Below are 21,665 nucleotides of genomic sequence, written 5' to 3'. Positions count from 1 at the left end.
CGGGCTGGATGGGGATCAGCGCAGGTTATAGAACGCAGCGCGGCCGGGGTACTGAGCGATTTCACCCAGGTCTTCCTCAATGCGCAGCAGCTGGTTGTATTTGGCGATACGGTCAGAGCGGCTCAGCGAACCGGTCTTGATCTGGCCTGCGTTGGTGCCCACGGCGATGTCGGCAATGGTGCTGTCTTCGGTTTCGCCCGAGCGGTGCGAGATCACGGCGGTGTAACCTGCGCGCTTGGCCATCTCGATGGCGGCAAAGGTTTCGGTCAGCGTACCGATCTGGTTGATCTTGATCAGGATCGAGTTGGCAATGCGCTTGTCGATGCCTTCCTTCAGGATCTTGGTGTTGGTCACGAACAGGTCGTCACCCACCAGCTGCACCTTGTCGCCCAGGCGTTCGGTCAGGTGCTTCCAGCCGTCCCAGTCGCCTTCGTGCATGCCGTCTTCGATGCTGATGATCGGGTACTTGTCCACCCAGGCCGCCAGCATGTCCGTCCACTGCTGCGCAGTCAGCTTGAGGCCGCCTTCGCCTTCCAGCACGTAGTGGCCGTCCTTGTAGAACTCGCTCGCGGCGCAGTCCAGGCCCAGGGCGATCTGTTCGCCCGCCGTGTAGCCAGCGGCTTCGATGGCTTGCAGGATCAGGCGGATGGCCGCCTCGTGGTTTTCAACGCTGGGGGCAAAGCCGCCTTCGTCGCCCACGGCGGTGCTGATGCCCTTGTCGTGCAGAATCTTCTTGAGCGCGTGGAACACTTCGGCGCCCCAGCGCACGGCTTCACGGAACGTGGGAGCGCCCACCGGGATGATCATGAACTCTTGCAGGTCCAGGCTGTTGTTGGCGTGCGCGCCGCCGTTGATCACGTTCATCATGGGCACGGGCAGTTGCACGCTGCCCATGCCGCCCAGGTAGCGGTACAGGGGCAGGCCGGACTCTTCGGCGGCGGCGCGGGCCACGGCCATCGACACAGCCAGCATGGCGTTGGCGCCCAGGCGGCTCTTGTTCTCGGTGCCGTCCAGGTCGATCAGGGTCTTGTCCAGGAAGGCCTGCTCGGAGGCGTCCAGGCCCAGCACGGCTTCGCTGATCTCGGTGTTGATGTATTCCACAGCCTTGAGAACGCCCTTGCCCAGGTAACGGCTCTTGTCGCCGTCGCGCATTTCAATGGCTTCGCGGCTGCCGGTGGAGGCGCCCGACGGCACGGCGGCCCGGCCCATCACGCCCGATTCGAGCAACACGTCGCATTCGACGGTGGGGTTGCCGCGGCTGTCCAGAATTTCGCGACCTACGATGTCAACGATTGCGCTCATTTTTTTCCTTTGGATAGATAGAGGTCAGACCGGGGCGTCAACGCCTTCGACCAGCACCATATTGAAAAACTCGGTCGCACCGGCGCGCTTGCTGCGCGCGGCACGGTACAGCTCGGCGTCGTAGAAAGCCTTGGCGGCATCGAAACTGGGAAAGCGCAGCATCGCCACGCGCGCGGGCGTCCAGTTGCCTTCCAGGGTCTCGAACTTTCCGCCGCGCACCAGGTATTCGCCACCGTGGGCCTTCACGGCTGCGGGCGCGGCCGCCATGTAGTCTTTGTACTGTTCGGGGTTGGACACTTTCATGTCCACGATGATGTAGGCAGCTGGCATGGGGTCGTCCTGTTAGTTGAAGTTGTTTTCGAGAAATCCGCTTTTCTTCGTGATGTCGTCAAGTGCCACCAGGGTTTCGAGCAGCGCCTTCATGTGCTTGAGCGGCACGGCGTTGGGGCCGTCCGACCAAGCCTCAGCAGGGCGGGGGTGGGTTTCCATGAACAGGCCCGCCACGCCCACGGCTACACCGGCGCGGGCCAGCACGGGCACCATGTCGCGCGCGCCACCACTCACGGCACCCAGGCCGCCGGGTTTTTGCACCGAGTGGGTGACGTCAAACACCACGGGCGCACCGGAGTTGCGCATCTCGGCCAGGCTGGTCATGTCGGCCACGAGGTTGTTGTAGCCAAAGCTCACACCGCGCTCGCAGGCCAGGAAGCGGTCTTCCGACAGGCCAACTTCGGCCGCTGCAGCCCGGGCCTTGTCGATGACGTTCTTCATGTCCCAGGGCGCCAGGAACTGGCCCTTCTTGATGTTCACCGGCTTGCCGCTTTGCGCCACCGCGCGGATGAAATCCGTCTGGCGGCATAGGAACGCAGGCGTTTGCAGCACGTCCACCACGCTGGCCACCTCGGCCACGTGCGAGGTGTCGTGCACGTCGGTCAGGATGGGCAGCTGCAGCTGGCGGCGCACTTCATCGAGGATCTTGAGGCCAGCGTCGATGCCGACGCCGCGCTTGCTGGTGCCGGAGGAGCGGTTGGCCTTGTCGAACGAGCCCTTGTAGATCAGCGGAATGCCCAGCGGCGCGCAGGCTTCCTTGAGCTGGCCTGCGACATCGAGCGACATTTCCAGGCCTTCAATGGAGCAAGTGCCCGCGATCAGGAAAAAGCGCTGGTCCAGGCCAACGTTGAATCCGCACAGCTGCATGCTTGAGTCCCCTTATGCTTTTTTTGCGGCTTGCTGGTGTTCCACTGCGGCCTTGATAAAGGCGTTGAACAGCGGGTGGCCGTTCCAGGGCGTGGACTTGAACTCGGGGTGGAACTGCACGCCGATGAACCAGGGGTGCACGGTTTGCGGCAGCTCTACGATTTCGGTGAGTTCTTCACGCTGGGTCAGCGCCGAGATCACCAGGCCCGCCTTGCGCAGCTGGTCCAGGTAGTTCACGTTGGCTTCGTAGCGGTGGCGGTGGCGCTCGGTCACCACGTCGCCGTAGATGCTGTGGGCCAGCGTGTCCTTGGACACGTCCGAGCTCTGCGCGCCCAGGCGCATGGTGCCGCCGAGGTCTGAGTTCTCGTCACGCTTCTTGATCGTGCCGTCCGCATCCTTCCACTCGGTGATCAGCGCGATCACGGGGTGGGGCGTGGTGGGGTCGAACTCGGTGCTGTTGGCGTTGGCCAGGCCTGCCACATGGCGGGCGTATTCGATGGTGGCCACCTGCATGCCCAGGCAGATGCCCAGGTAGGGCACCTTGCGTTCGCGGGCAAACTGCGCCGTGGCGATCTTTCCTTCCACGCCACGCTGGCCGAAGCCGCCGGGCACCAGGATGGCGTCGTACTTGGCCAGCTTGGCGGCCGCGTCGGCGCTGTCGATGGTCTCGGAATCGACATGGTCGATCTTCACGCGCACATGGTTGCGCATGCCCGCGTGGCGCAGGGCCTCGTTGACGGACTTGTAGCTGTCCGACAGGTCCACATACTTGCCGACCATGGCGATGGTGACTTCGCCCTGGGGGTGTTCGGTTTCGTACACCAGGTCGTCCCAGCGCTTGAGGCTGGTGGGTGGGGTGTTCAGACGCAGCTTGTCGCAGATCAGGCCATCGAGGCCCTGTTCGTGCAACATCCGGGGCACCTTGTAGATGGTGTCCACGTCCCACATGCTGATCACGCCCCACTCGGGCACGTTGGTGAACAGCGAGATCTTGGCGCGCTCTTCTTCAGGGATGCGGCGGTCGGCGCGGCACAGCAGCGCGTCGGCCTGGATGCCGATTTCGCGCAGCTTTTGCACGGTGTGCTGGGTGGGCTTGGTTTTCAGCTCCCCCGCTGCAGCGATCCAGGGCAGGTAGGTCAGGTGCACGAAGGCTGCGTTGTTCGGACCCATGCGCAGGCTCATCTGGCGCACGGCTTCCAGGAACGGCAGCGATTCGATGTCACCCACGGTGCCGCCGATTTCGACAATGGCCACATCCACGGCATCCGGCGTGCCGATGCCGGCGCCGCGCTTGATGAATTCCTGGATTTCGTTGGTGACGTGGGGAATGACCTGCACGGTCTTGCCCAGGTAGTCGCCGCGGCGTTCCTTCTCCAGCACGGACTGGTAAATCTTGCCCGTGGTGAAGTTGTTGGTTTTCTTCATGCGCGTTTCGATGAAACGCTCGTAGTGGCCCAGATCCAGGTCGGTTTCTGCGCCGTCGTCGGTCACGAAAACCTCGCCGTGCTGAAATGGCGACATGGTGCCCGGGTCTACGTTGATGTAGGGGTCAAGCTTGATGAGGGTGACTTTGAGTCCCCGCGATTCGAGGATCGCGGCAAGGGAGGCTGAGGCGATTCCCTTACCGAGGGAAGACACCACACCGCCGGTGACGAAGACAAATTTGGTCATGTCTGAAGGGGGCCTCTCGCGAGAGGTCTCCTGGTGGTGGGAAATTGGGATTATAGATGGCACCCCGGCGACACCCCGCCGGGCAGGGTCACCCCCGTCTGCTAAATTCGCCCCATGAATGAGCTTGTTGGCAAACACATTGTTCTGGGTCTGAGCGGGGGCGTGGCTTGCTACAAGGCGGCCGATCTCTGCCGCCAGCTCATCAAGGAGGGCGCCACCGTGCAGGTGGTGATGACCGAGGCGGCTGAACAATTCATCACGCCGGTCACCATGCAGGCGCTGTCTGGCCGCACGGTGTACGGCTCGCAGTGGGATGCGCGCGAGCCCAACAACATGCCCCACATCAACCTGAGTCGTGAGGCCGACGCGATCCTGATAGCGCCATGTAGCGCCGATTTCATCGCGCGGCTGGTGCAGGGCAGGGCGGATGAGCTGCTCAGCTTGCTGTGCCTGGCCCGCCCTGCGCAGCGGGTGCCGTTGCTGCTGGCTCCGGCCATGAACCGCGAGATGTGGGCCCATCCGGCCACGCAGCGCAACCTGGCCCAGGTGGCGCAGGACGGTGCCGTGGTGCTGGGTGTGGGCAATGGCGACCAGGCCTGTGGCGAGACTGGCGATGGCCGCATGCTTGAGCCTGTGGAGCTGCTGGAAGAGTTGATTGCCTTCTTCGCGCCCAAGGTCCTGGCGGGGCGCAAGGTGCTGGTGACGGCGGGGCCCACTTTTGAGGCGATCGATCCCGTGCGTGGCATCACCAACCTCTCGAGCGGAAAGATGGGTTTTGCCATTGCCCGTGCGGCCCGCGAGGCCGGTGCCGAAGTCACTTTGGTGGCCGGGCCTGTGCATGTGCCCACGCCACGTGGGGTGCAGCGTGTGAATGTGCAGTCGGCCCAGGAGATGCTAGCGGTTGTACAGCGCCATGTGCAGGCGGCGTCGGTCTTCGTTGCCACCGCTGCCGTGGCAGACTGGCGACCCGCCAGCCAGTCCTCCCAGAAAATCAAGAAAGACGGCTCGGGCCAGACACCGACCCTGGGTTTCGTGGAAAACCCCGACATCCTGGCCATGGTCGCGAAGTCATCGCATGCCCTGGAGGGTGATCTCTTTTGCGTCGGTTTTGCTGCTGAAAGCCATGATCTGCTGGCCCACGCCACGGCCAAGCGTGCGCGCAAAGGGGTGCCGCTGCTGGTGGGCAACATTGGCCCTGCCACCTTTGGGCAGGATGACAATGCCCTGCTGTTGGTGGACGCCCAAGGGCACCGCGAGCTGCCCCGGGCTTCCAAGCGGGTGCTGGCCCAGCAGCTGATCGGGGAGATTGCGGCGCGGTTGTCCCCTGTGGGTTCCTAGAGGTCTTTGCCGGGAGGCCGTATGAAGACTGGTGCCACCAAGCCTGAATGGGATACGCCGCCCGATGGCGACTTTGCACGCTACGTGGAACGGCTGACCGCGCCTGCACCTGCCAGAGGTGTACAGGCTCCAGCCCCTGGCTCCACCACCGCCCAGAAGCCCGCTGGGGCGGGTGGGGTGCGCCCGGCGCCCCAGTCCGGTCCGCCGGATCTCGCTCTGGTTCTGAAGCCTTTGCTGGGCGTTGTGCGTGCGGTGCGCGCCGTGCTGCTGGTGTTGATTGCCTTGCACGGGGTGGCGCTGTTCATGTTCAGTCAAGGGTCTTTGCCGGGGCTCGCTGTCATGGCGGCCACCTGGTGGGGGTTGGGGCGTTTGATCGACGTGGCTCCCAAGGCCCTATCATCCGCAGCCTTCGGGGCCGCGTCTGGCGTGGAGCCCTTGCAGGAGCGGCTGCGGCAAGTGGCCCAGCAGCGCACAACTGGAAAGAAGAAATAACCGTGAAGATTGACGTGAAGATTCTGGATCCGCGCATGGCGGACCAATTGCCCACCTATGCCACCCCCGGCAGTGCTGGCCTGGACCTGCGCGCTTGCCTGGATGCTCCGCTCACCCTGCAGCCGAATGCCTGGCAACTGGTGCCCACGGGCATTGCCGTCTACCTCAAAGACCCCGGGTACGCCGCGCTGATCCTGCCGCGCTCGGGTCTGGGCCACAAGCATGGCATCGTGCTGGGCAATCTCGTGGGCCTGATTGACAGCGACTACCAGGGGCAGCTCATGGTGAGCGCCTGGAACCGCAGCAGCACCGCATTCACGCTGGAGCCCATGGAGCGGCTCGCACAGCTGGTGATCGTTCCGGTGGTGCAGGCGCAGTTCAATGTGGTGACTGAGTTTGCTGCGACGGAGCGGGGCGAGGGTGGCTACGGGTCAACCGGGAAGGCCTGAGCACCGGGCTGAATGGGGTCGTGGCAGGTTTGGGTTGTAAGACGCCGCTTACCTTTGGATGGGTTTGTTACTGACGCAGGCGCAGCCCCTGCGTCTACGGGACAGGGGGCTGGGGCGTTGTTCCAATCTAGGTATGCGCACCAAGGCCGGATTCCCTGCAAGCCGTGTGCACCCCCTGACTTTAGGAGTACGAAAATGCTGCAAATTACCCGTTCTTTCGCCATCGTTGGCGCCGTGGTCCTTGTGGGCTCGTTGGCCGCCTGCGGCCACAACCGATCGGCCCCTGCGCCACAATATTCGGGGGGCTACTCGGGCGGCTACCAAACGGCGCCGGCCTACCCGAACAGTCCGGCCGGCACGGAGTACGGTCGGGTTTCCAATATCGAAGTGCTGCAGGGGCGGTCGCAAGGCCAGACCTCCGGGGCTGGTGCTGTGATCGGCGCTGTCGTCGGTGGTGTTCTGGGCAACCAGATCGGCAAGGGCTCCGGTCGTGCCGCCGCAACCGGCGTGGGCATTGTTGGAGGCGCAGTAGCAGGCAATGCCATTGAAGGCCGCAACAACAGCCAGGAAGTACAGGGCTACCGCCTGTCGGTGCAACTCGATCACGGCGGCTACCGCGTCTACGACGTAAGCAGCCCCGGCGATTTGCGCATTGGCGACCGTGTACGCCTGTACAACGGCCAGATTTCACGCCTTTAATCGACCATTCGGGCTTGGCTAGGCTCTGAAAACCGTTCAGGGCCTTCCTTTCGCCCAGCTCAGTGGAGCAGGTTATTGCCAGGCGCCTGCGGCTGCACCCGAAAAAAGCCTGTGCCGGCGCTGCCCCGGCCAATTTCCTCTTCGGTAGCTTCCCGCACGGCCTGTACGGTCAACTGCAAGCGCAGCGCAATCCCCGCCAGCGGGTGATTGCCGTCCAGGACCACATGCTCCGGATAGATCTCCGTGACCGTGTAGAGCCCCGTGCGGGGGGCATCGGGATTGCAGCCCTCGGGCAGCGCGGCGCCGTCAAACGTCATTCCCTCTTCGATCTCTGCCGGAAAAAGATCGCGTGGCTCCAGGAACAGCAGTTGGTCGTTGAAGTCACCAAACGCATCTTCGGGCTCCAGGTGCAACGCCAGGGTGGCACCGGGGCCGTGGCCTTGCAGGGCTTCTTCGATGCGGGGTAGAAGGTCGTCGCCCCCCACCAGAAACTCTACGGGATCGTCGAGCACATCCAGTTCTTCGCCAAGGGTGTCTTTCAGTGTCCAGGTCAGTGCGACCACACATTGTTGGGTAATTTCCATAGGAGAATTGTCGCAGTTTGACCAACGGCTCCGCAAAGGGGCAGACGAGTTCCCATGGATATCCTGCAACCCCTTACCCTGCTCGGTGGCCTGACCCCCGCGCAGTTCATGCGCCGCCATTGGCAGAAGAAGCCCTTGCTGGTGCGCCAGGCCATTCCCCAGTTTGCTCCCCCTGTGTTGCGGTCGGAGCTGTTCGCGCTGGCTGCCCAGGAGGGCGTGGAGTCCCGCCTCGTGCAACTGGCCAAAGGGGCGTGGAAGCTGCGCCATGGACCCTTTCAAAGGCGTGCCCTGCCTGCGCTCCAGCAGCCCGATTGGACTTTGCTGGTGCAGGGCGTTGACCTGCACAACGACGCCGTGCATGCGCTGATGCAGCAGTTCAGGTTTGTGCCGGAGGCGCGGCTTGATGACCTCATGATCAGTTATGCGTCCGACGGCGGTGGTGTGGGCCCGCATTTCGACAGTTACGACGTCTTTCTGTTGCAGGCCCACGGAACGCGTCGTTGGCGCATTGGCCGCCAGAAGGATCTCACGCTGCGCGAAGGTATTCCCCTCAAAGTGCTGGCGCAGTTCGAGCCTGAAGAGGAGTACCTGCTGGAGCCGGGCGACATGCTGTACCTGCCGCCGCGTTATGCCCACGATGGCATCGCCGAGGGCGAATGCATGACTTATTCGATCGGCTTTAAGGTGCCGTCGCGCGCCGAACTGGGCCAGGAATTGTTGGTGCGCCTGGCCGAGGATGCTGCGGATCAAGACAAGCCCCTCCTGTACCGCGATGCCCAGCAGGAAGCTGTGTCTCAACCTGCGGCCATTCCGGCGGGTTTGCAGGACTTCGCGCGGGATGCTTTGAGCCGCGCACTGGCGCAGCCCCTTGTTTTGGAGTGCGCACTGGGGGAGTATCTGACTGAGCCCAAGCCGAATGTGTGGTTCGAACCCGGCGATACAGGCGTGATGCTGGAAGGGGTGCGCCTGGACCGCCGCAGCCGCATGATGTACGACACTCACCATGTGTTCATCAATGGCGAGAGCTACCGCGCAGCAGGCCGCGATGCAACGCTAATGCGCCGCCTGGCTGATGAACGTCAGTTGACCGCCCGCGAGCTTGCGCGCGCCAGTGACGACGCGCTGGAGCTGCTGTCGTCCTGGTGTGATGCGGGCTGGGCCCACGTCTGGGCTGGATAGATCGAGGCACCCCAGGAGACACCGCCATGACCGAGACTTCTGCCAGTTCCGCCGATTCGCGGCCCGATCTCCCGGTGGGTCGTTTCAGCAGCCGTGAAGTGTTTCAGCAAATGGTGCGCGACGCGATTGCCACAGCCGCCCGGGATGGCTGGAAGGAAATTGTGATCAGCGATGCGAATTTCCATGACTGGCCCCTGGGCGAACGCAGTGTGGTGGAGGCCTTGCAGGATTGGGCCCATGGAAGTCGGCGTTTCACCATGCTGGCGTGCAGCTACGATGATGTGATCCGTCGGCACGCGCGTTTTGTGCGTTGGCGGGGCACCTGGGACCACATCATCAATTGCCGTCGCAGCCCGGCGGCTGATCCCCTGGATATTCCCAGTGCATTGTGGTCCCCGCATTGGGTGATGCAACGGCTGGACCCGGAGCGGTGCGTGGGGGTTGCAGGCTTTGAACCAGATCGCCGTGTGCTGCTGCGCGAGACGCTCAACGAGTGGGTGCGCAGCAGAAGCACGCCCGGTTTCCCCGCATCGACGCTGGGGTTATGAGCCAAATGCGCGCTTTGCGCCTTGTCAATTGGGCGTAAAGGTTTCGTCAGTGTTAGTCTGTATTGACTAAATACCAATATAATCAGCGGCTGCGCCGAAAAGGTGCAAGCCAAGCGCATTGTGCCAAAGCGTACCGGGGCTTCCAAAAAGCCTGACGCCGTGGCTTTTCAAGATTCTGTCTGTCCAACTAGGAAAATCGAAATGAAGAACTCTCTCGTTCTGGCCGCCCTGATCGCCGCTGCTGCACTCGCCGCTTGTGGCAAGAAGGAAGAGCCCGCTCCTGCTCCAGCACCAGCTGCCGTGGAAGCCCCAGCTCCAGCACCCGCACCAGCTCCTGCCGCTTCTGAAGCCGCTCCTGCCGCTCCTGCCGCTTCCGACGCTGCCTCGGCTCCTGCTGCCGATGCTGCCAAGGCTGCCGCTGACGCTGCTGCCACCGCTGCTACTGGCGCTTCCGCAGCCAAGTAATTCGCTGCAGGCCGCAGCAGGTTGCAAAACCTGCTATCGACCGAGAGCCCCGCACCGCAAGGTCGGGGCTTTTTCTTTTTGGGGGCGTTTTCCTTCCCCGGAGTTGGTCGTTTGCGGCGTGACCGGAGTCACTTCATCCTGCAACTGCAAGCCAGGGCGTTCCCACCGTTGGGCTGGCGACGGTGATTTCCTCGGCGGACCACTCCAGTGCAAGGCCTAGCGCCTGTTGAGCGAGGCTGGGTGCATTGTTCTGTGCGCTCAGGTGGGCGGCCACCACACGCTGCAGGCCAGGGTGCCGCACGGCACGCAGGATGTCGGCTGTCGCAAAATTGGCCAAGTGCCCATACGGTCCCCCGACGCGGCGTTTCAAGAAGGTCGGATACCGGGATGCTTCGAGCATTGCGGGGTCGTGGTTGGCTTCAATCATCAACGCATGGCAGCCTTGTAGTTGCTGCAGAACATGGTCGCTGGCGTGGCCCAGGTCGGTGAGCACACCCAGGTGGGATGCGCCGTCCGAGCAGCGCAGCTGCAGCGGCTCGCGCGCATCATGGGGCACCGTGAAGGGCAGGGCGCTGAAGGTGCCGAGGTCCAGAGCCTCCATGTCGTGTGCGATGCGCAGCATGCCATCAAAGTCGGGGGCTCCGAGGGCGGCGTAGGTGCCCTGGCTCATCCATACCGGGATGCGGTAGCGCACGGCCACGGCCAGTGCACAGCCGATGTGGTCCGAGTGTTCGTGGGTGATGAAGACGGCATCCAGGTCTTCGATCTGCAACTGCGCTTGCGCCAGGCGGGTCTGCAGTTGCCGGATGCCGAATCCGCAATCGATCAGCAGGCGGCGTACCTGTGTGCCGCTGCTGCCTTCCACCACCGTGGCATTGCCCGTGCTGCCGCTACCCAGGTTCTTGAAACGCAGCATGTCGTGGTTGAAGGCGCTTGCCGCGCAGCACCTCTGTAGCCTGGACCCCGGGCCCAGTCAGGGGGAGCGAAGAGGCGCGCGGTTCGTCGCTTATTTCAGATCGTCGGCAATCACGCGGACGATGCGCTCGGCATTGGCGGACGATTCGGGGAGGCCGGCTTCGTTGAGCACCGATACCGTGGTGGACTCCCCTTGGCTGCGCACCAGAATGCGGTACTTGAGTGGAGGTGTGGCGTTGGACGAGCTGAAGAGTTTGCCGAAGAACCCTGGCTCCTTCTTCTCGGCATTGGGCGCCACATAGCGCACAAAGTAGGTGCCTTCATTGCGATTGCGGTCTTCCACCGTGAAGCCGGTGCGGTCCAGGGCCAGGCCGATGCGGCGCCAGGCGCGGTCAAAACCCTCGTCAAGCTGGACCACGGGTTTGTTGTCTACCGTGGCCATGCGGGCCGACTGAGCGCGTGGGGCGGGGGCTGCAGCCACTGCCTTGGACTGCTCTTGGCTCACGCCCAGCTTGACCATCAGGCGGCGCAGGAATTCGGTTTCGAGTTCCGGGTCGGAGGGGCGGGGTTGCCACACGGTGCTGTCTTTGGAAACGTTGCCGTAGACCTCAATCATGCCGCGGTGGGTGATGTAGATCTCGGTGCCGCCATTGGCGTTGCGCTCCAGGCGCGTGCGGAACTTGTCGCGTTCACCGGTGGAGTACAGCGAGTCGAGCAGCTTGCCCAGGGTCGAGCGGATGAAATCCTGCGGCAGCTTGGCGCGGTTTTCGGCCCAGTCGGTTTCCATGATGCCCACGTTGGCGTCTGCCTGCGCCAGGTTGAAGCCGCTTTCCTGCCAGAAGTCGCGCACGGGTTCCCAGAGCTTGTCGGCCGGGCGGTTGACCACCAGCCAGCGCTGGTTGCCGTCGCGCTCGATGCGCACGTCGCCCAGTTGCAGGGCTGCGGCGTTGGCGGTGCCCGATGGCTGAGCAGCCTGGCCGGCCTGCATGGCGGCGGCCGAGACGGCGCCGCCTGGGACGTTGTAGCGTGAATCACGCGACAGCTGGGTCAGGTCTGGTGGGACTTCCAGGGTCGAGCCTTTGGTCGCGCTCTTGTAGTCAATCTTGTCGCCCTCCAGGGCGGCACAGGCAGACAGGGCCATGGCAAGGGCCAGCAGGCTCAGGCGGGTGGTAGCAGCTTTCACGCGGAAATCCTTGGAGAGTGTCTCGGGGAGCGGGCGCAGCCCGGATTAGATCAGGCCGCTGGTGCGCAGTGCAGATTCGACCACAGCCTCGTTGCTGGTGGTCAGCGGCGTCATGGGCAGGCGCATCGTGCCACCGCACAGGCCCATGCGGGCCATGGCCCACTTGACCGGGATGGGGTTGGCTTCGACAAACAGGTTCTTGTGCACCGGCATCAGCTTGAACTGGATTTCCATGGCCCGGCGTGCATCGCCCGCCAGGGCAGCCACACACAGTTCGTGCATGAGGCGCGGGGCGACGTTGGCGGTCACGCTGATGTTGCCGTGGCCTCCGCACAGCATCAGCGCCACAGCGGTCGGGTCGTCGCCCGAATACACACCAAAGCCCTTGGGCACATCGCGGATGAGCCACTGGGCGCGTTCGATATTGCCGGTGGCTTCCTTGATGCCGATGATGCCGGGCACCTGGGTCAGGCGCAGCACGGTGTCGTGTTGCATATCGGCCACCGAGCGGCCGGGCACGTTGTACAGCACGATGGGCAGGTCGCCCGTGGCTTCGGCAATCGCCTTGAAATGCTGGAACTGGCCCTCTTGCGTAGGCTTGTTGTAGTACGGCACGACCTGCAACTGGCTGTCGGCCCCCACGCCGCGCGCGAACTTGGCCAGCTCGATGGCTTCGGCGGTCGAATTGGCGCCACAGCCCGCCATGATGGGCACGCGCTTGGCAGATTGCTCCACGGCCACGCGAATGATCTCGCAATGTTCTTCGACGTTGACGGTGGGCGACTCGCCCGTGGTGCCCACCACGCCGATGCAGTCGGTGCCTTCGGCAATGTGCCAGTCGATCAGTTTGCGCAGAGCCGGGTAGTCCACGCTACCGTCCTCGTGCATGGGAGTGACGAGGGCGACGATGCTGCCGGTGAGAGCGACGGAGGAAGAGGTCATGTCCGCAGTGGTAAACGGTAAAAGAGCATTCTAACTAGCCCACATGGGCAGAAGATGTCGTGAGGGTCCCCCAGGCGGCGGGAGTTCCCGCACGGCCGTGATGCGTTGCACGAAACGGTCGGGGTTTTTTTGGAAGCCGTCTTCATAGGCCAGCGTGCGCAGGCCCGTGCAGGCGGTCAGCAGTTCTCCGGGCTGCAGCAGGAACTCCGGCCGGGCCGGGCGGCCCACGGTTTCGTTGCCGTGTGCAAAGGTCTCGTAGATCAGCACGCCGCCTGGGGCCACGCTCTCCACCAGGGTGGCCAGCAGGGGCCGCCACAGGTAGTTGGTGACCACCACGGCACCAAACTGGCGGCCTGCAAAGGGCCATGGGCCGCTCTCGATGTCGGCCAGTACCAGTTCACCCAGACCCTCGCAAGCGGCCAGGGCCTCGGCAGAGCGGTCCACCCCCACCACGGAGTGCCCCAGGCCGCGCAGCCAGCGCAGGTGGCGCCCGGCGCCGCAAGCCACGTCGAGCACCGTGCTGCCCGGCGCAATCAGGTGGGACCAGCGGCGGACCCAGTCGGAGGGAGCTTCGTTACCGTGCATGTGCTATTGAAAATATAGCTATCAGCGCTTGTCCATCAAGCGCTAGTGGCCAAAAAACTTGAAAGAGGAAGGCGCAGGCTCAGAAGCACGCCCACATCTGGTCGGCCAGCATCACCATGAAGTCCGGCACCGTGTACATGCCAAACACCGCCAGGCACAGCACCACCGCCGTGATCCAGCCAAGCCAGCGCCATACCCGTGGCACGCTGCTGCCGGGCGGGGGGGGGGATGCGCTGACGGTGGGCATGAAGAAGTGCTTTGCAGGGGATGGTCAGGCAGGTTGGGCTGCGCCGCGCTGGATGGGGCTTTCCCGGACCGGCAGGTTTACCAGCCCGGCAAAAACACCCAGGCCGATGGCGATGTACCAGACGATATCGTAGCTGCCCGTCGCGTCATACAGATAGCCCCCCAGCCACACGCCCAGGAAGCTGCCGATCTGGTGGCTGAAGAACACGAAGCCGCCCAGCATCGACAGATGCTGCACGCCAAAGATTTGCGCGATGGTGGCGTTGGTGGGCGGAATGGTAGACAGCCACAGCGTGCCCATCACCGCCGAGAACACATACACCGACAGCGGCGACAGCGGCACCAGCAAGAACACGCTGATGGCCGCAGCCCGCGCAAAGTAGATAAAAGCCAGGATGAACCGCTTGGGCATGCGCTGGCCCAGCGTGCCAGCCACATAGGTGCCCAGCACATTGAACAGGCCAATCAGCGCCAGCGCATAGCTGGCCACCTGGGGCGACAGGCCGTGGTCCTTGAGGTAGCTGGGCATGTGCACGCCGATGAACACCACCTGGAATCCACAGACGAAGTAGCCCGCCATCAACAGGTTGAAACTGGGGTAGCGGAACGCCTCGCCCAGCGCTTGCAGGATCGTCTGCTCGCGCTTGACCGGGGCCGCTCCCGCGAAGTTGGGCTCGCGCAGCCCAAAGGCCAGCGGCACGATGAGCAGCACCATCAAGGACAGCGCCAGCAGCGCCTGCTGCCAACCCAATCCGGCAATCAGCCAGCCTTCCACCGGCACCATGAGGAACTGGCCGAACGAGCCAGCCGCCGCGGCCACACCCATGGCCCAGGACCGGCGTTCGGGTGCAATCTGGCGCCCCAGCACACCGTAGATCACGGCGTAGGTGGTGCCTGCCTGGGCCGCGCCAATCAGCACGCCCGCCGTCAGCGCAAACAGCGTGGGCGTGGGCGACAGTGCCATGCCCGCCAGGCCCAGGCCGTACAGCACGGCACCGCCCATCAGCACGCGGAACGCGCCAAACCGGTCGGCCACCATGCCCGCAAAAATGCCGATCAGGCCCCAGGACAGGTTCTGGATGGCAATTGCCAGTGCGAACGACTGGCGCGTCCAGCCCATCTCCTGGGTGATGGGCAAGAGCCAGAGCCCGAAGCCGTGGCGGATGCCCATCGACAGGGTCACGATGGCCGCGCCGCAGGCCAGCACCTGGAACATGGACAGTTTGGGAGGATTCGTATGCATGCGCAGGAATGTAGCCAGATTGCGTGAAACGTGCTGATACACCGGGGACCAATACAGTTGGTAGCAGGGGCGAAGGTGGGGCTGGTTTTATATCCAGCTATTGCTGCGTTGCCGCACTACAATCCGCCCCATGTCTGCCAAACCGTCTTCTGCATCCGCCAGCGAATATTCCGAAGGCTCGATCCGCGTGCTCAAGGGCCTGGAGCCCGTCAAGCAACGCCCGGGCATGTACACCCGCACCGACAACCCCCTGCACATCGTTCAGGAGGTGCTGGACAACGCGGCCGACGAGGCGCTGGCCGGCCACGGCAAGAAGATCCGCGTCACGCTGCATGCCGACGGCTCGGTCAGCGTGGAGGACGACGGCCGGGGCATTCCGTTTGGCATGCACCCCGAGGAAAACGCCCCGGTGATCGAACTGGTGTTCACCCGCCTGCACGCGGGTGGCAAGTTCGACAAGGGCAAGGGTGGTGCCTACAGCTTCTCGGGCGGCCTGCACGGCGTGGGCGTGAGTGTGACCAACGCATTGGCCACACGGCTGGAGGCAACGAGCTACCGCGAAGGCAAGGCGGCACGCCTGGTGTTCTCGGCCGGTGATGTGATCGAGCCCCTGGTGGCCCGGCCGCTGGAGGCGGGCGAGCGCAAGCAGGGCACGTCGGTGCGCGTGTGGCCCGACGCCAAGTATTTCGAGTCGAGCGTGCTGCCCATGGGCGAGCTCACCCACCTGCTGCGCAGCAAGGCGGTGCTCATGCCGGGCGTGACGGTGCAGCTGGTGAACGAGAAAACCCGCGACACGCAAACCTGGCAGTACAAGGGCGGCCTGCGCGACTACCTCATGCAGACGCTCAACGGCGACCCGGTGATCCCGCTGTTTGAAGGCGAGGGTTTTGCCGACCGCAACAACGAAAGTTTTGCCGAAGGCGAGGGCGCATCCTGGTGTGTCGCCTTCACCGAAGACGGCCAGCCCGTGCGCGAGAGCTACGTCAACCTGATTCCCACGAGCGCGGGCGGCACGCACGAGAGCGGCCTGCGCGACGGCCTGTTCAATGCCGTCAAGAGCTTCATCGAGCTGCACAGCCTGCTGCCCAAGGGTGTGAAGCTGCTGCCCGAGGACGTGTTTGCGCGCGCCAGCTATGTGCTCAGTGCCAAGGTGCTCGACCCGCAGTTCCAGGGCCAGATCAAGGAGCGCCTGAACTCGCGCGACGCGGTGCGGCTGGTCAGCGGCTTCGTGCGCCCGGCGCTGGAGCTGTGGCTCAACCAGCATGTGGAATACGGCAAGAAGCTTGCCGAGCTGGCCATCAAGGCCGCGCAGACGCGCCAGAAGGCGGGCCAGAAGGTCGAAAAACGCAAGGGCTCGGGCGTGGCCGTGTTGCCCGGCAAGCTCACCGACTGCGAAAGCAAGGACATCGCCCACAACGAAGTCTTCCTGGTCGAGGGCGACTCGGCCGGCGGCAGCGCCAAGATGGGCCGCGACAAGGAAAGCCAGGCCATCCTGCCGCTGCGCGGCAAGGTGCTCAACACCTGGGAGGTGGAGCGCGACCGCCTGTTTGCCAACAACGAAATCCACGACATCTCGGTGGCCATCGGCGTGGACCCGCATGGCCCCAACGACACTCCGGATTTGAGCGGCCTGCGCTACGGCAAGGTCTGCATCTTGAGCGACGCCGACGTGGATGGCTCGCACATCCAGGTGCTGCTGCTCACGCTGTTCTTTCGCCACTTCCCCAAGCTCATCGAAACCGGCCACATCTATGTGGCGCGCCCGCCTCTGTTCCGCGTGGACGTGCCTGCCCGCGGCAAGAAGCCTGCGGCCAAGATGTATGCGCTGGACGACGGCGAGCTGACTGCCATCCTCGACAAGTGCTCCAAGGACGGCGTGCCCAAAGAGAAGTGCCAGATCAGCCGCTTCAAGGGCCTGGGCGAGATGAACGCCGAGCAGCTGTGGGAAACCACGCTCAACCCCGACACCCGCCGCCTGCTGCCCGTGCAGCTGGGCGACATGGACTTTGCCGCCACCGAAGGCCTCATCACCAAGCTCATGGGCAAGGGCGAAGCCGCCGCGCGCCGCGAGCTGATGGAGCTGCATGGCGATGCGGTCGAGATCGATATCTGACCGCATCGACGCGCTCCGCCCGGTGTTTGCGATAAAAATATGAATAAAAACAGTGCCCTGCGCTTGTCTGTATTGGGTTTGCTGCTATGTTTTGTGCAGCAAATGGCCCATGCGGACCTGTGGGCGCATGTGGACGAGCGTGGCGTGACGCACTTTGCGGCCGAGCAGGTCGATCCGCGCTACCAGCTGTTTTTTCGCGGCAACGACTTTGACTCCAGCCGCGATGCGCCTGCCACTGCGTTGCCCATGCCCTATGCGCTGCCCGCAGCGGGCGCGCGCCTGCTGGCCTTTTTTGACATCGCCCCCGACTACAAACGCGTCAAACACCACCTGCGCGCTGCGTCCGTCAAACACGGTGTGGACTACGAGCTGCTGCAGGCCGTGATCGCGACCGAATCCGGCTTTGACGCCACCGCCGTATCGCCCAAGGGCGCCGTGGGCCTGATGCAGGTGATGCCTGCCACTGCCAACCGCTTTGGCGTGAGCAGCGACGCCAAGCGCACGGTGGAACAAAAACTGGCCGACCCAGCGGTGAACGTGCCCACCGGCACCCGCTACCTGCGCCACCTGCTGGACCTGTTCCCCGGCCGCATGGACCTGGCCGTGGCAGCCTACAACGCCGGTGAAGGTTCGGTACAGCGCGCGGGCAACCAAATCCCCGCGTACAAGGAAACGCAGAACTATGTGCGCACCGTGCTGGGCCTGTATGCCCAGCTCAAGCCCCCTGCACCCGTGCTGGCACAGCGTGCAGCGCCTGGCCGCGTACGCATGGAGCTCTCGGGCGGTGCCACCAACAGGGGCAACCTGCCGCCCACCCGCGTCGCGCAGACACGCGACCAGAACCTGAATCAAGAACCTGTAGTTAACGAATGAGCGACCAACCGACTTTGGATTTCACCACCGCAGGCGATGACGGGGGCGACTCCCTGGGCCTGGCGGGCTATGCCCAGCGCGCCTACCTTGAATACGCACTGTCGGTCGTCAAGGGCCGCGCGTTGCCCGATGTGTGCGACGGTCTCAAGCCCGTGCAGAGGCGCATCCTGTATTCGATGGACCGAATGGGCCTGGGCTACAGCGGCCCCACGCGCAATACTGCCGCCAAGCCGGTCAAGAGCGCCCGCGTGGTGGGCGATGTGCTGGGCCGCTTCCACCCGCATGGTGACCAGTCGGCCTACGACGCGCTGGTGCGCATGGCGCAGGACTTTGCCCAGCGCTACCCGCTGATCGACGGCCAGGGCAACTTCGGCAGCCGCGATGGCGATGGCGCCGCTGCCATGCGCTACACCGAGGCGCGCCTGTCGCGCATCACCAGCCTGCTGCTCGACGAGATCGACGAAGGCACCGTGGATTTCATGCCCAACTACGACGGCAGCACCGAGGAGCCGCGCCAGTTGCCCGCCCGCCTGCCGTTTGCGTTGCTCAACGGCGCCAGCGGCATCGCCGTGGGCCTGGCCACCGAGATCCCCAGCCACAACCTGCGCGAGATCGCCGACGCCTGCATTGCACTCATCAAGACACCTTCGCTGAGCCAGGACGAGCTACTGGCCATCGTGCCCGGGCCCGACTACCCCGGCGGTGGTCAGATCATCAGCAGCCCCGGTGACATTGCCGATGCCTACCGCAGCGGCCGGGGTAGCCTCAAGGTGCGCGCACGCTGGAAGATCGAGGAACTGGCGCGTGGCCAGTGGCAACTGGTGGTGAACGAGCTGCCACCGGGCGTGAGCACGCAGCGCGTGCTCGAAGAGATCGAGGAAATCACCAACCCCAAAGTCAAGGCCGGCAAGAAGGCGCTGAGCCAGGACCAGACGCAACTGAAGGCCAGCATCCTGGCCGTGCTGGATGTCGTGCGCGACGAATCCAGCAAAGACGCCCCCGTGCGCCTGGTGTTCGAGCCCAAGACGGGCAAGACCCCGCAGCAGGAGCTGATCACCGCGCTGCTGGCGCACACCAGCCTGGAGACCTCGGCCCCGATCAACCTGACGATGGTGGGGCTCGACGGCAAGCCGGTGCAAAAGTCGCTGCGTGTGATGCTGGAAGAGTGGATCGCCTTCCGCCAGACAACGATCACGCGCCGCAGCCAGCACCGCCTGAACAAGGTGCTCGAGCGCATCCACATCCTCGAAGGGCGGCAGACCGTGCTGCTCAACATCGACGAGGTGATCGCCATCATCCGTGCGGCCGAGGAGCCCAAGGCCGCGCTGATTGCGCGCTTCAACCTCAGCGACCGGCAGGCCGAAGACATCCTTGAAATTCGCCTGCGCCAGCTTGCGCGGCTCGAAGCCATCAAGATCGAGCAGGAACTGAAAGAACTGCGCGAAAGCCAGGGCAAGCTCGAAGACATTCTGAACAACCCCGGCTCGCTGCGCCGCACCATGGTCAAGGAGATCGAGGCCGACGCCAAGACGTTTGCCGATGCGCGCCGCACGCTGATCCAGGCCGAGAAAAAGGCTGTGGCCGAAGTGAAGGTGGTGGACGAGCCCGTCACGGTGATCGTCTCGCAAAAAGGCTGGGTGCGCGCTCGCACCGGCCATGGCCACGAGGCTGCCAGTTTTGCCTTCAAGGCGGGCGATGGCCTGTATGGCACGTTTGAATGCCGTACGGTCGATACCTTGCTGGCCTTTGGCAGCAATGGCCGCGTGTACTCGGTGGCGGTGTCATTGCTGCCCGGCGCACGCGGTGACGGCCAGCCGGTGACCACGCTCATCGAGCTGGAAGCCGGCACGCAGCTGCTGCACTACTTTGCAGGGCCCGCCAACGCCACGCTGCTGCTGTCCAACTCCGGTGGCTACGGCTTTCTGGCGGCGGTGGAGAACATGGTCTCGCGCCAGAAGGGCGGCAAGGCCTTCCTCACGTTGGGCGAGGGCGAGACGGTGTGTGTGCCTTCGCATGCTGCGGGCACCACGGGCAGCAAGCCCGTGCTGCCTGCCACGCATGTGGCCTGTGCCTCCACGGGCGGGCGCATCCTCACGTTCGAGATCACCGAGCTGAAAACCATGGTCAACGGCGGTCGCGGCCTGATGCTGATCGACCTCGAAGACAAGGACCAGCTGGCGGGAGCCGCAGCCTACACACGCAGCATTCGCCTGGATGGCATTGGCCGGGGCGGCAAGCAGCGCGACGAGACGCTCGAAATCCGCAGCCTGAACAACGCCCGCGCCGCGCGAGGCCGCAAGGGCAAGGCGGCGGACCTGGGCTTCAAGCCCAACGCAGTGACGCGCGTGGAGTAAGACTGTGGCGTCGCGCTCACCCACGCTGGATGAGCTGCGCCGCTACGCGATTGCGCGCAGCCTGTTCAAACCGCTGACGCTGCCCGGCGCAATCCGCAAGCTGGGGTTTGTGCAGGCTGACCCGATGCGAGCACCCGCGCGGGCGCAGGACCTGATTTTGCGTCTGCGGGTGCGCGACTACCGCGCGGGTGACCTGGAACGCCGCTACGAGCGCTTAGGTATTGAAGAAGACGCCTTCGTTAACTACGGCTTTGTGTCCCGCGAGATGCTGACGCTGCTGCACCCGCGCACGCCGCGCAGGCCGTGGGACGCCGCCACTACCGAACGTGCGCGTGAGGTGCTGGCGTTTGTGCAGGAGCGGGGCATGGTGCACCCGCGCGAAGTGAGCGAAGCGTTTGCGCACCATGGCCGCGTGGCGGGCTACTGGGGCGGCGAGCTCAATGCCAGCACACGCCTGCTGGATGCGATGCACCACCACGGCTGGTTGCGGGTGTGCCGCCGCGAGTCGGGCACTCGGGTGTATGCACCCGTTGCGCACCCCGAGCAGGACGTCAGCCCCGCCGCACGTTTGGCCCGCGCCGAAGCCCTGGTGGATCGCATCGTGGCGCTGTATGCCCCGTTGCCTGCCCCCAGCCTGGGCTACCTGGTCACGCTGCTGTGCTATGGCGCACCGCAGCTGGCTGCCGAGGCGCGCGCGGTGGCCAAGGCCGCACCGTCACGCTACGGCCATGCGGTGGTCGATGGAACTACCTGGTTTTGGCCTGTCGCTGAAAGTCCGGCATCGCGCCGCCACCAGCCGGATAACGGCGTGCGGCTATTGGCACCGTTCGATCCCGTGGTGTGGGACCGACGCCGCTTCGAGATGCTGTGGGGCTGGGCGTACCGGTTCGAGGCGTATGTACCGGCGCCCAAGCGCACCATGGGCCACTATGCGTTGCCGGTGCTGTGGGGCGAACAGATGGTGGGCTGGGCCAACCTGCGCGTGGAGCGTGGTCGGCTGCAGCATGCTCTGGGTTTTGTGGCCGGGCGCCCACCACGCGACGCGGGGTTCCGGCGCGCGCTGGGCGAGGAACTGGCGCGTTTTGAGGCCTTCCTCGGCTCCGCAGCCTGACAGCCCGCTCACGCACCCGGCACCCCGGGCCTGCGAGTTAGCACCTGTCGCCATTTTTTTTCAGGGGGTTGCAGCGGGCAACAGGGGCCGCTGGCACCGCGCTTTTGTCGACGGTGGGCGTACAGATGGCATGCGAATGGGGCATTTGCCCGAGCGACACGACTTGCTGAAACCCC

The 21,665-nt window shown here is 64.4% G+C and carries 22 protein-coding genes; 11 read left to right on the top strand and 11 right to left on the bottom strand.

Translation table 11 applies throughout. The features are described from left to right. Window positions 1–15 precede the first annotated feature (15 nt). Genes eno through pyrG form a run of 4 tightly spaced genes read right to left on the bottom strand, consistent with a single transcriptional unit; the run spans window position 16 to window position 4,170 of the window. On the bottom strand, window positions 16–1,302 hold the full coding sequence (gene eno, locus ACT89O_RS17235; protein ID WP_108626910.1) for a phosphopyruvate hydratase: 1,287 nt from the start codon (window positions 1,300–1,302) through the stop codon (window positions 16–18). Between the two features lie 24 nt (window positions 1,303–1,326). Continuing rightward, complete coding sequence (locus ACT89O_RS17230; protein WP_121420681.1) at window positions 1,327–1,632, bottom strand: DUF1330 domain-containing protein; 306 nt, start codon at window positions 1,630–1,632, stop codon at window positions 1,327–1,329. Between the two features lie 12 nt (window positions 1,633–1,644). Further along, a complete protein-coding gene (gene kdsA / locus ACT89O_RS17225) occupies window positions 1,645–2,499 on the bottom strand; it encodes a 3-deoxy-8-phosphooctulonate synthase (RefSeq protein WP_121420680.1) in 855 nt (284 codons plus the stop codon). Window positions 2,500–2,511: 12 nt separating this feature from the next. Next, window positions 2,512–4,170: a CTP synthase gene (pyrG, locus tag ACT89O_RS17220; protein WP_108496941.1), complete on the bottom strand. Its 1,659-nt coding sequence runs from the start codon at window positions 4,168–4,170 to the stop codon at window positions 2,512–2,514. 114 nt (window positions 4,171–4,284) lie between these two features. Here pyrG and coaBC point away from each other — a divergent pair, with 114 nt between their 5' ends. From coaBC to ACT89O_RS17200, 4 genes are all read left to right on the top strand, one after another. Beyond that, window positions 4,285–5,508, top strand: coding sequence for a bifunctional phosphopantothenoylcysteine decarboxylase/phosphopantothenate--cysteine ligase CoaBC (coaBC, locus tag ACT89O_RS17215; RefSeq protein ID WP_228899419.1), 1,224 nt, complete (start codon window positions 4,285–4,287; stop codon window positions 5,506–5,508). 21 nt (window positions 5,509–5,529) lie between these two features. Next, window positions 5,530–6,000, top strand: coding sequence for a hypothetical protein (locus tag ACT89O_RS17210; RefSeq protein WP_228899421.1), 471 nt, complete (start codon window positions 5,530–5,532; stop codon window positions 5,998–6,000). 2 nt (window positions 6,001–6,002) lie between these two features. Further along, window positions 6,003–6,449: a dUTP diphosphatase gene (gene dut, locus ACT89O_RS17205; protein WP_121505833.1), complete on the top strand. Its 447-nt coding sequence runs from the start codon at window positions 6,003–6,005 to the stop codon at window positions 6,447–6,449. Window positions 6,450–6,644: 195 nt separating this feature from the next. After that, complete coding sequence (locus ACT89O_RS17200) at window positions 6,645–7,148, top strand: outer membrane lipoprotein (protein ID WP_487260689.1); 504 nt, start codon at window positions 6,645–6,647, stop codon at window positions 7,146–7,148. Between the two features lie 59 nt (window positions 7,149–7,207). Here the strand turns inward: ACT89O_RS17200 and ACT89O_RS17195 are convergent, their stop codons facing one another. Beyond that, complete coding sequence (locus tag ACT89O_RS17195; RefSeq protein WP_306555661.1) at window positions 7,208–7,732, bottom strand: FKBP-type peptidyl-prolyl cis-trans isomerase; 525 nt, start codon at window positions 7,730–7,732, stop codon at window positions 7,208–7,210. Window positions 7,733–7,786: 54 nt separating this feature from the next. Between ACT89O_RS17195 and ACT89O_RS17190 the strand changes: the two genes are divergently transcribed. The 3 genes from ACT89O_RS17190 to ACT89O_RS17180 all read left to right on the top strand — a co-directional run bounded on the left by ACT89O_RS17190 (window position 7,787) and on the right by ACT89O_RS17180 (window position 9,924). Next, window positions 7,787–8,911, top strand: coding sequence for a JmjC domain-containing protein (locus tag ACT89O_RS17190; protein ID WP_436129728.1), 1,125 nt, complete (start codon window positions 7,787–7,789; stop codon window positions 8,909–8,911). Between the two features lie 26 nt (window positions 8,912–8,937). Then, window positions 8,938–9,459 (top strand): hypothetical protein, encoded by a 522-nt coding sequence (locus ACT89O_RS17185; RefSeq protein WP_487260688.1) that lies wholly within the window; start codon window positions 8,938–8,940, stop codon window positions 9,457–9,459. A 201-nt stretch (window positions 9,460–9,660) separates the two neighbouring features. Continuing rightward, entirely contained in the window at window positions 9,661–9,924 is a 264-nt protein-coding gene (locus ACT89O_RS17180; protein WP_487260687.1) for a hypothetical protein, read from the top strand. Window positions 9,925–10,057: 133 nt separating this feature from the next. Here ACT89O_RS17180 and ACT89O_RS17175 read toward each other — a convergent pair whose 3' ends face one another. From ACT89O_RS17175 to ACT89O_RS17150, 6 genes are all read right to left on the bottom strand, one after another. After that, complete coding sequence (locus ACT89O_RS17175; protein WP_218300623.1) at window positions 10,058–10,840, bottom strand: MBL fold metallo-hydrolase; 783 nt, start codon at window positions 10,838–10,840, stop codon at window positions 10,058–10,060. A gap of 90 nt (window positions 10,841–10,930) precedes the next feature. Continuing rightward, window positions 10,931–12,022: an NlpB/DapX family lipoprotein gene (bamC, locus tag ACT89O_RS17170; RefSeq protein WP_487260686.1), complete on the bottom strand. Its 1,092-nt coding sequence runs from the start codon at window positions 12,020–12,022 to the stop codon at window positions 10,931–10,933. A 45-nt stretch (window positions 12,023–12,067) separates the two neighbouring features. Continuing rightward, entirely contained in the window at window positions 12,068–12,964 is an 897-nt protein-coding gene (gene dapA / locus ACT89O_RS17165; protein ID WP_055400903.1) for a 4-hydroxy-tetrahydrodipicolinate synthase, read from the bottom strand. 30 nt (window positions 12,965–12,994) lie between these two features. After that, window positions 12,995–13,549 carry a class I SAM-dependent methyltransferase gene (locus tag ACT89O_RS17160; RefSeq protein WP_487260685.1) on the bottom strand — a complete coding sequence of 185 codons (555 nt, stop codon included), beginning with the start codon at window positions 13,547–13,549 and terminating at the stop codon, window positions 12,995–12,997. Window positions 13,550–13,628: 79 nt separating this feature from the next. Further along, complete coding sequence (locus ACT89O_RS17155) at window positions 13,629–13,796, bottom strand: hypothetical protein (RefSeq protein WP_487260684.1); 168 nt, start codon at window positions 13,794–13,796, stop codon at window positions 13,629–13,631. 24 nt (window positions 13,797–13,820) lie between these two features. Beyond that, window positions 13,821–15,038: an MFS transporter gene (locus tag ACT89O_RS17150; RefSeq protein WP_176886538.1), complete on the bottom strand. Its 1,218-nt coding sequence runs from the start codon at window positions 15,036–15,038 to the stop codon at window positions 13,821–13,823. Window positions 15,039–15,168: 130 nt separating this feature from the next. Between ACT89O_RS17150 and ACT89O_RS17145 the strand changes: the two genes are divergently transcribed. Genes ACT89O_RS17145 through ACT89O_RS17130 form a run of 4 tightly spaced genes read left to right on the top strand, consistent with a single transcriptional unit; the run spans window position 15,169 to window position 21,489 of the window. Beyond that, window positions 15,169–17,151 (top strand): DNA topoisomerase IV subunit B, encoded by a 1,983-nt coding sequence (locus ACT89O_RS17145; protein WP_487260683.1) that lies wholly within the window; start codon window positions 15,169–15,171, stop codon window positions 17,149–17,151. Between the two features lie 39 nt (window positions 17,152–17,190). Further along, window positions 17,191–18,024, top strand: a complete 834-nt coding sequence (locus ACT89O_RS17140; protein ID WP_487260682.1) for a lytic transglycosylase domain-containing protein — start codon at window positions 17,191–17,193, stop codon at window positions 18,022–18,024. Next, on the top strand, window positions 18,021–20,378 hold the full coding sequence (gene parC / locus ACT89O_RS17135) for a DNA topoisomerase IV subunit A (protein ID WP_487260681.1): 2,358 nt from the start codon (window positions 18,021–18,023) through the stop codon (window positions 20,376–20,378). Before ACT89O_RS17140 ends, parC begins: the two co-directional genes overlap by 4 nt. A 4-nt stretch (window positions 20,379–20,382) precedes the next feature. After that, window positions 20,383–21,489: a DNA glycosylase AlkZ-like family protein gene (locus ACT89O_RS17130; RefSeq protein ID WP_487260680.1), complete on the top strand. Its 1,107-nt coding sequence runs from the start codon at window positions 20,383–20,385 to the stop codon at window positions 21,487–21,489. The last annotated feature ends 176 nt before the right edge of the window (window positions 21,490–21,665 follow it).

This window comes from Acidovorax sp. NN32, assembly GCF_057597245.1.
The sequence above is the reverse complement of the archived record's forward strand: the minus strand, read 5'-3'. Positions and strand labels throughout refer to the sequence as shown.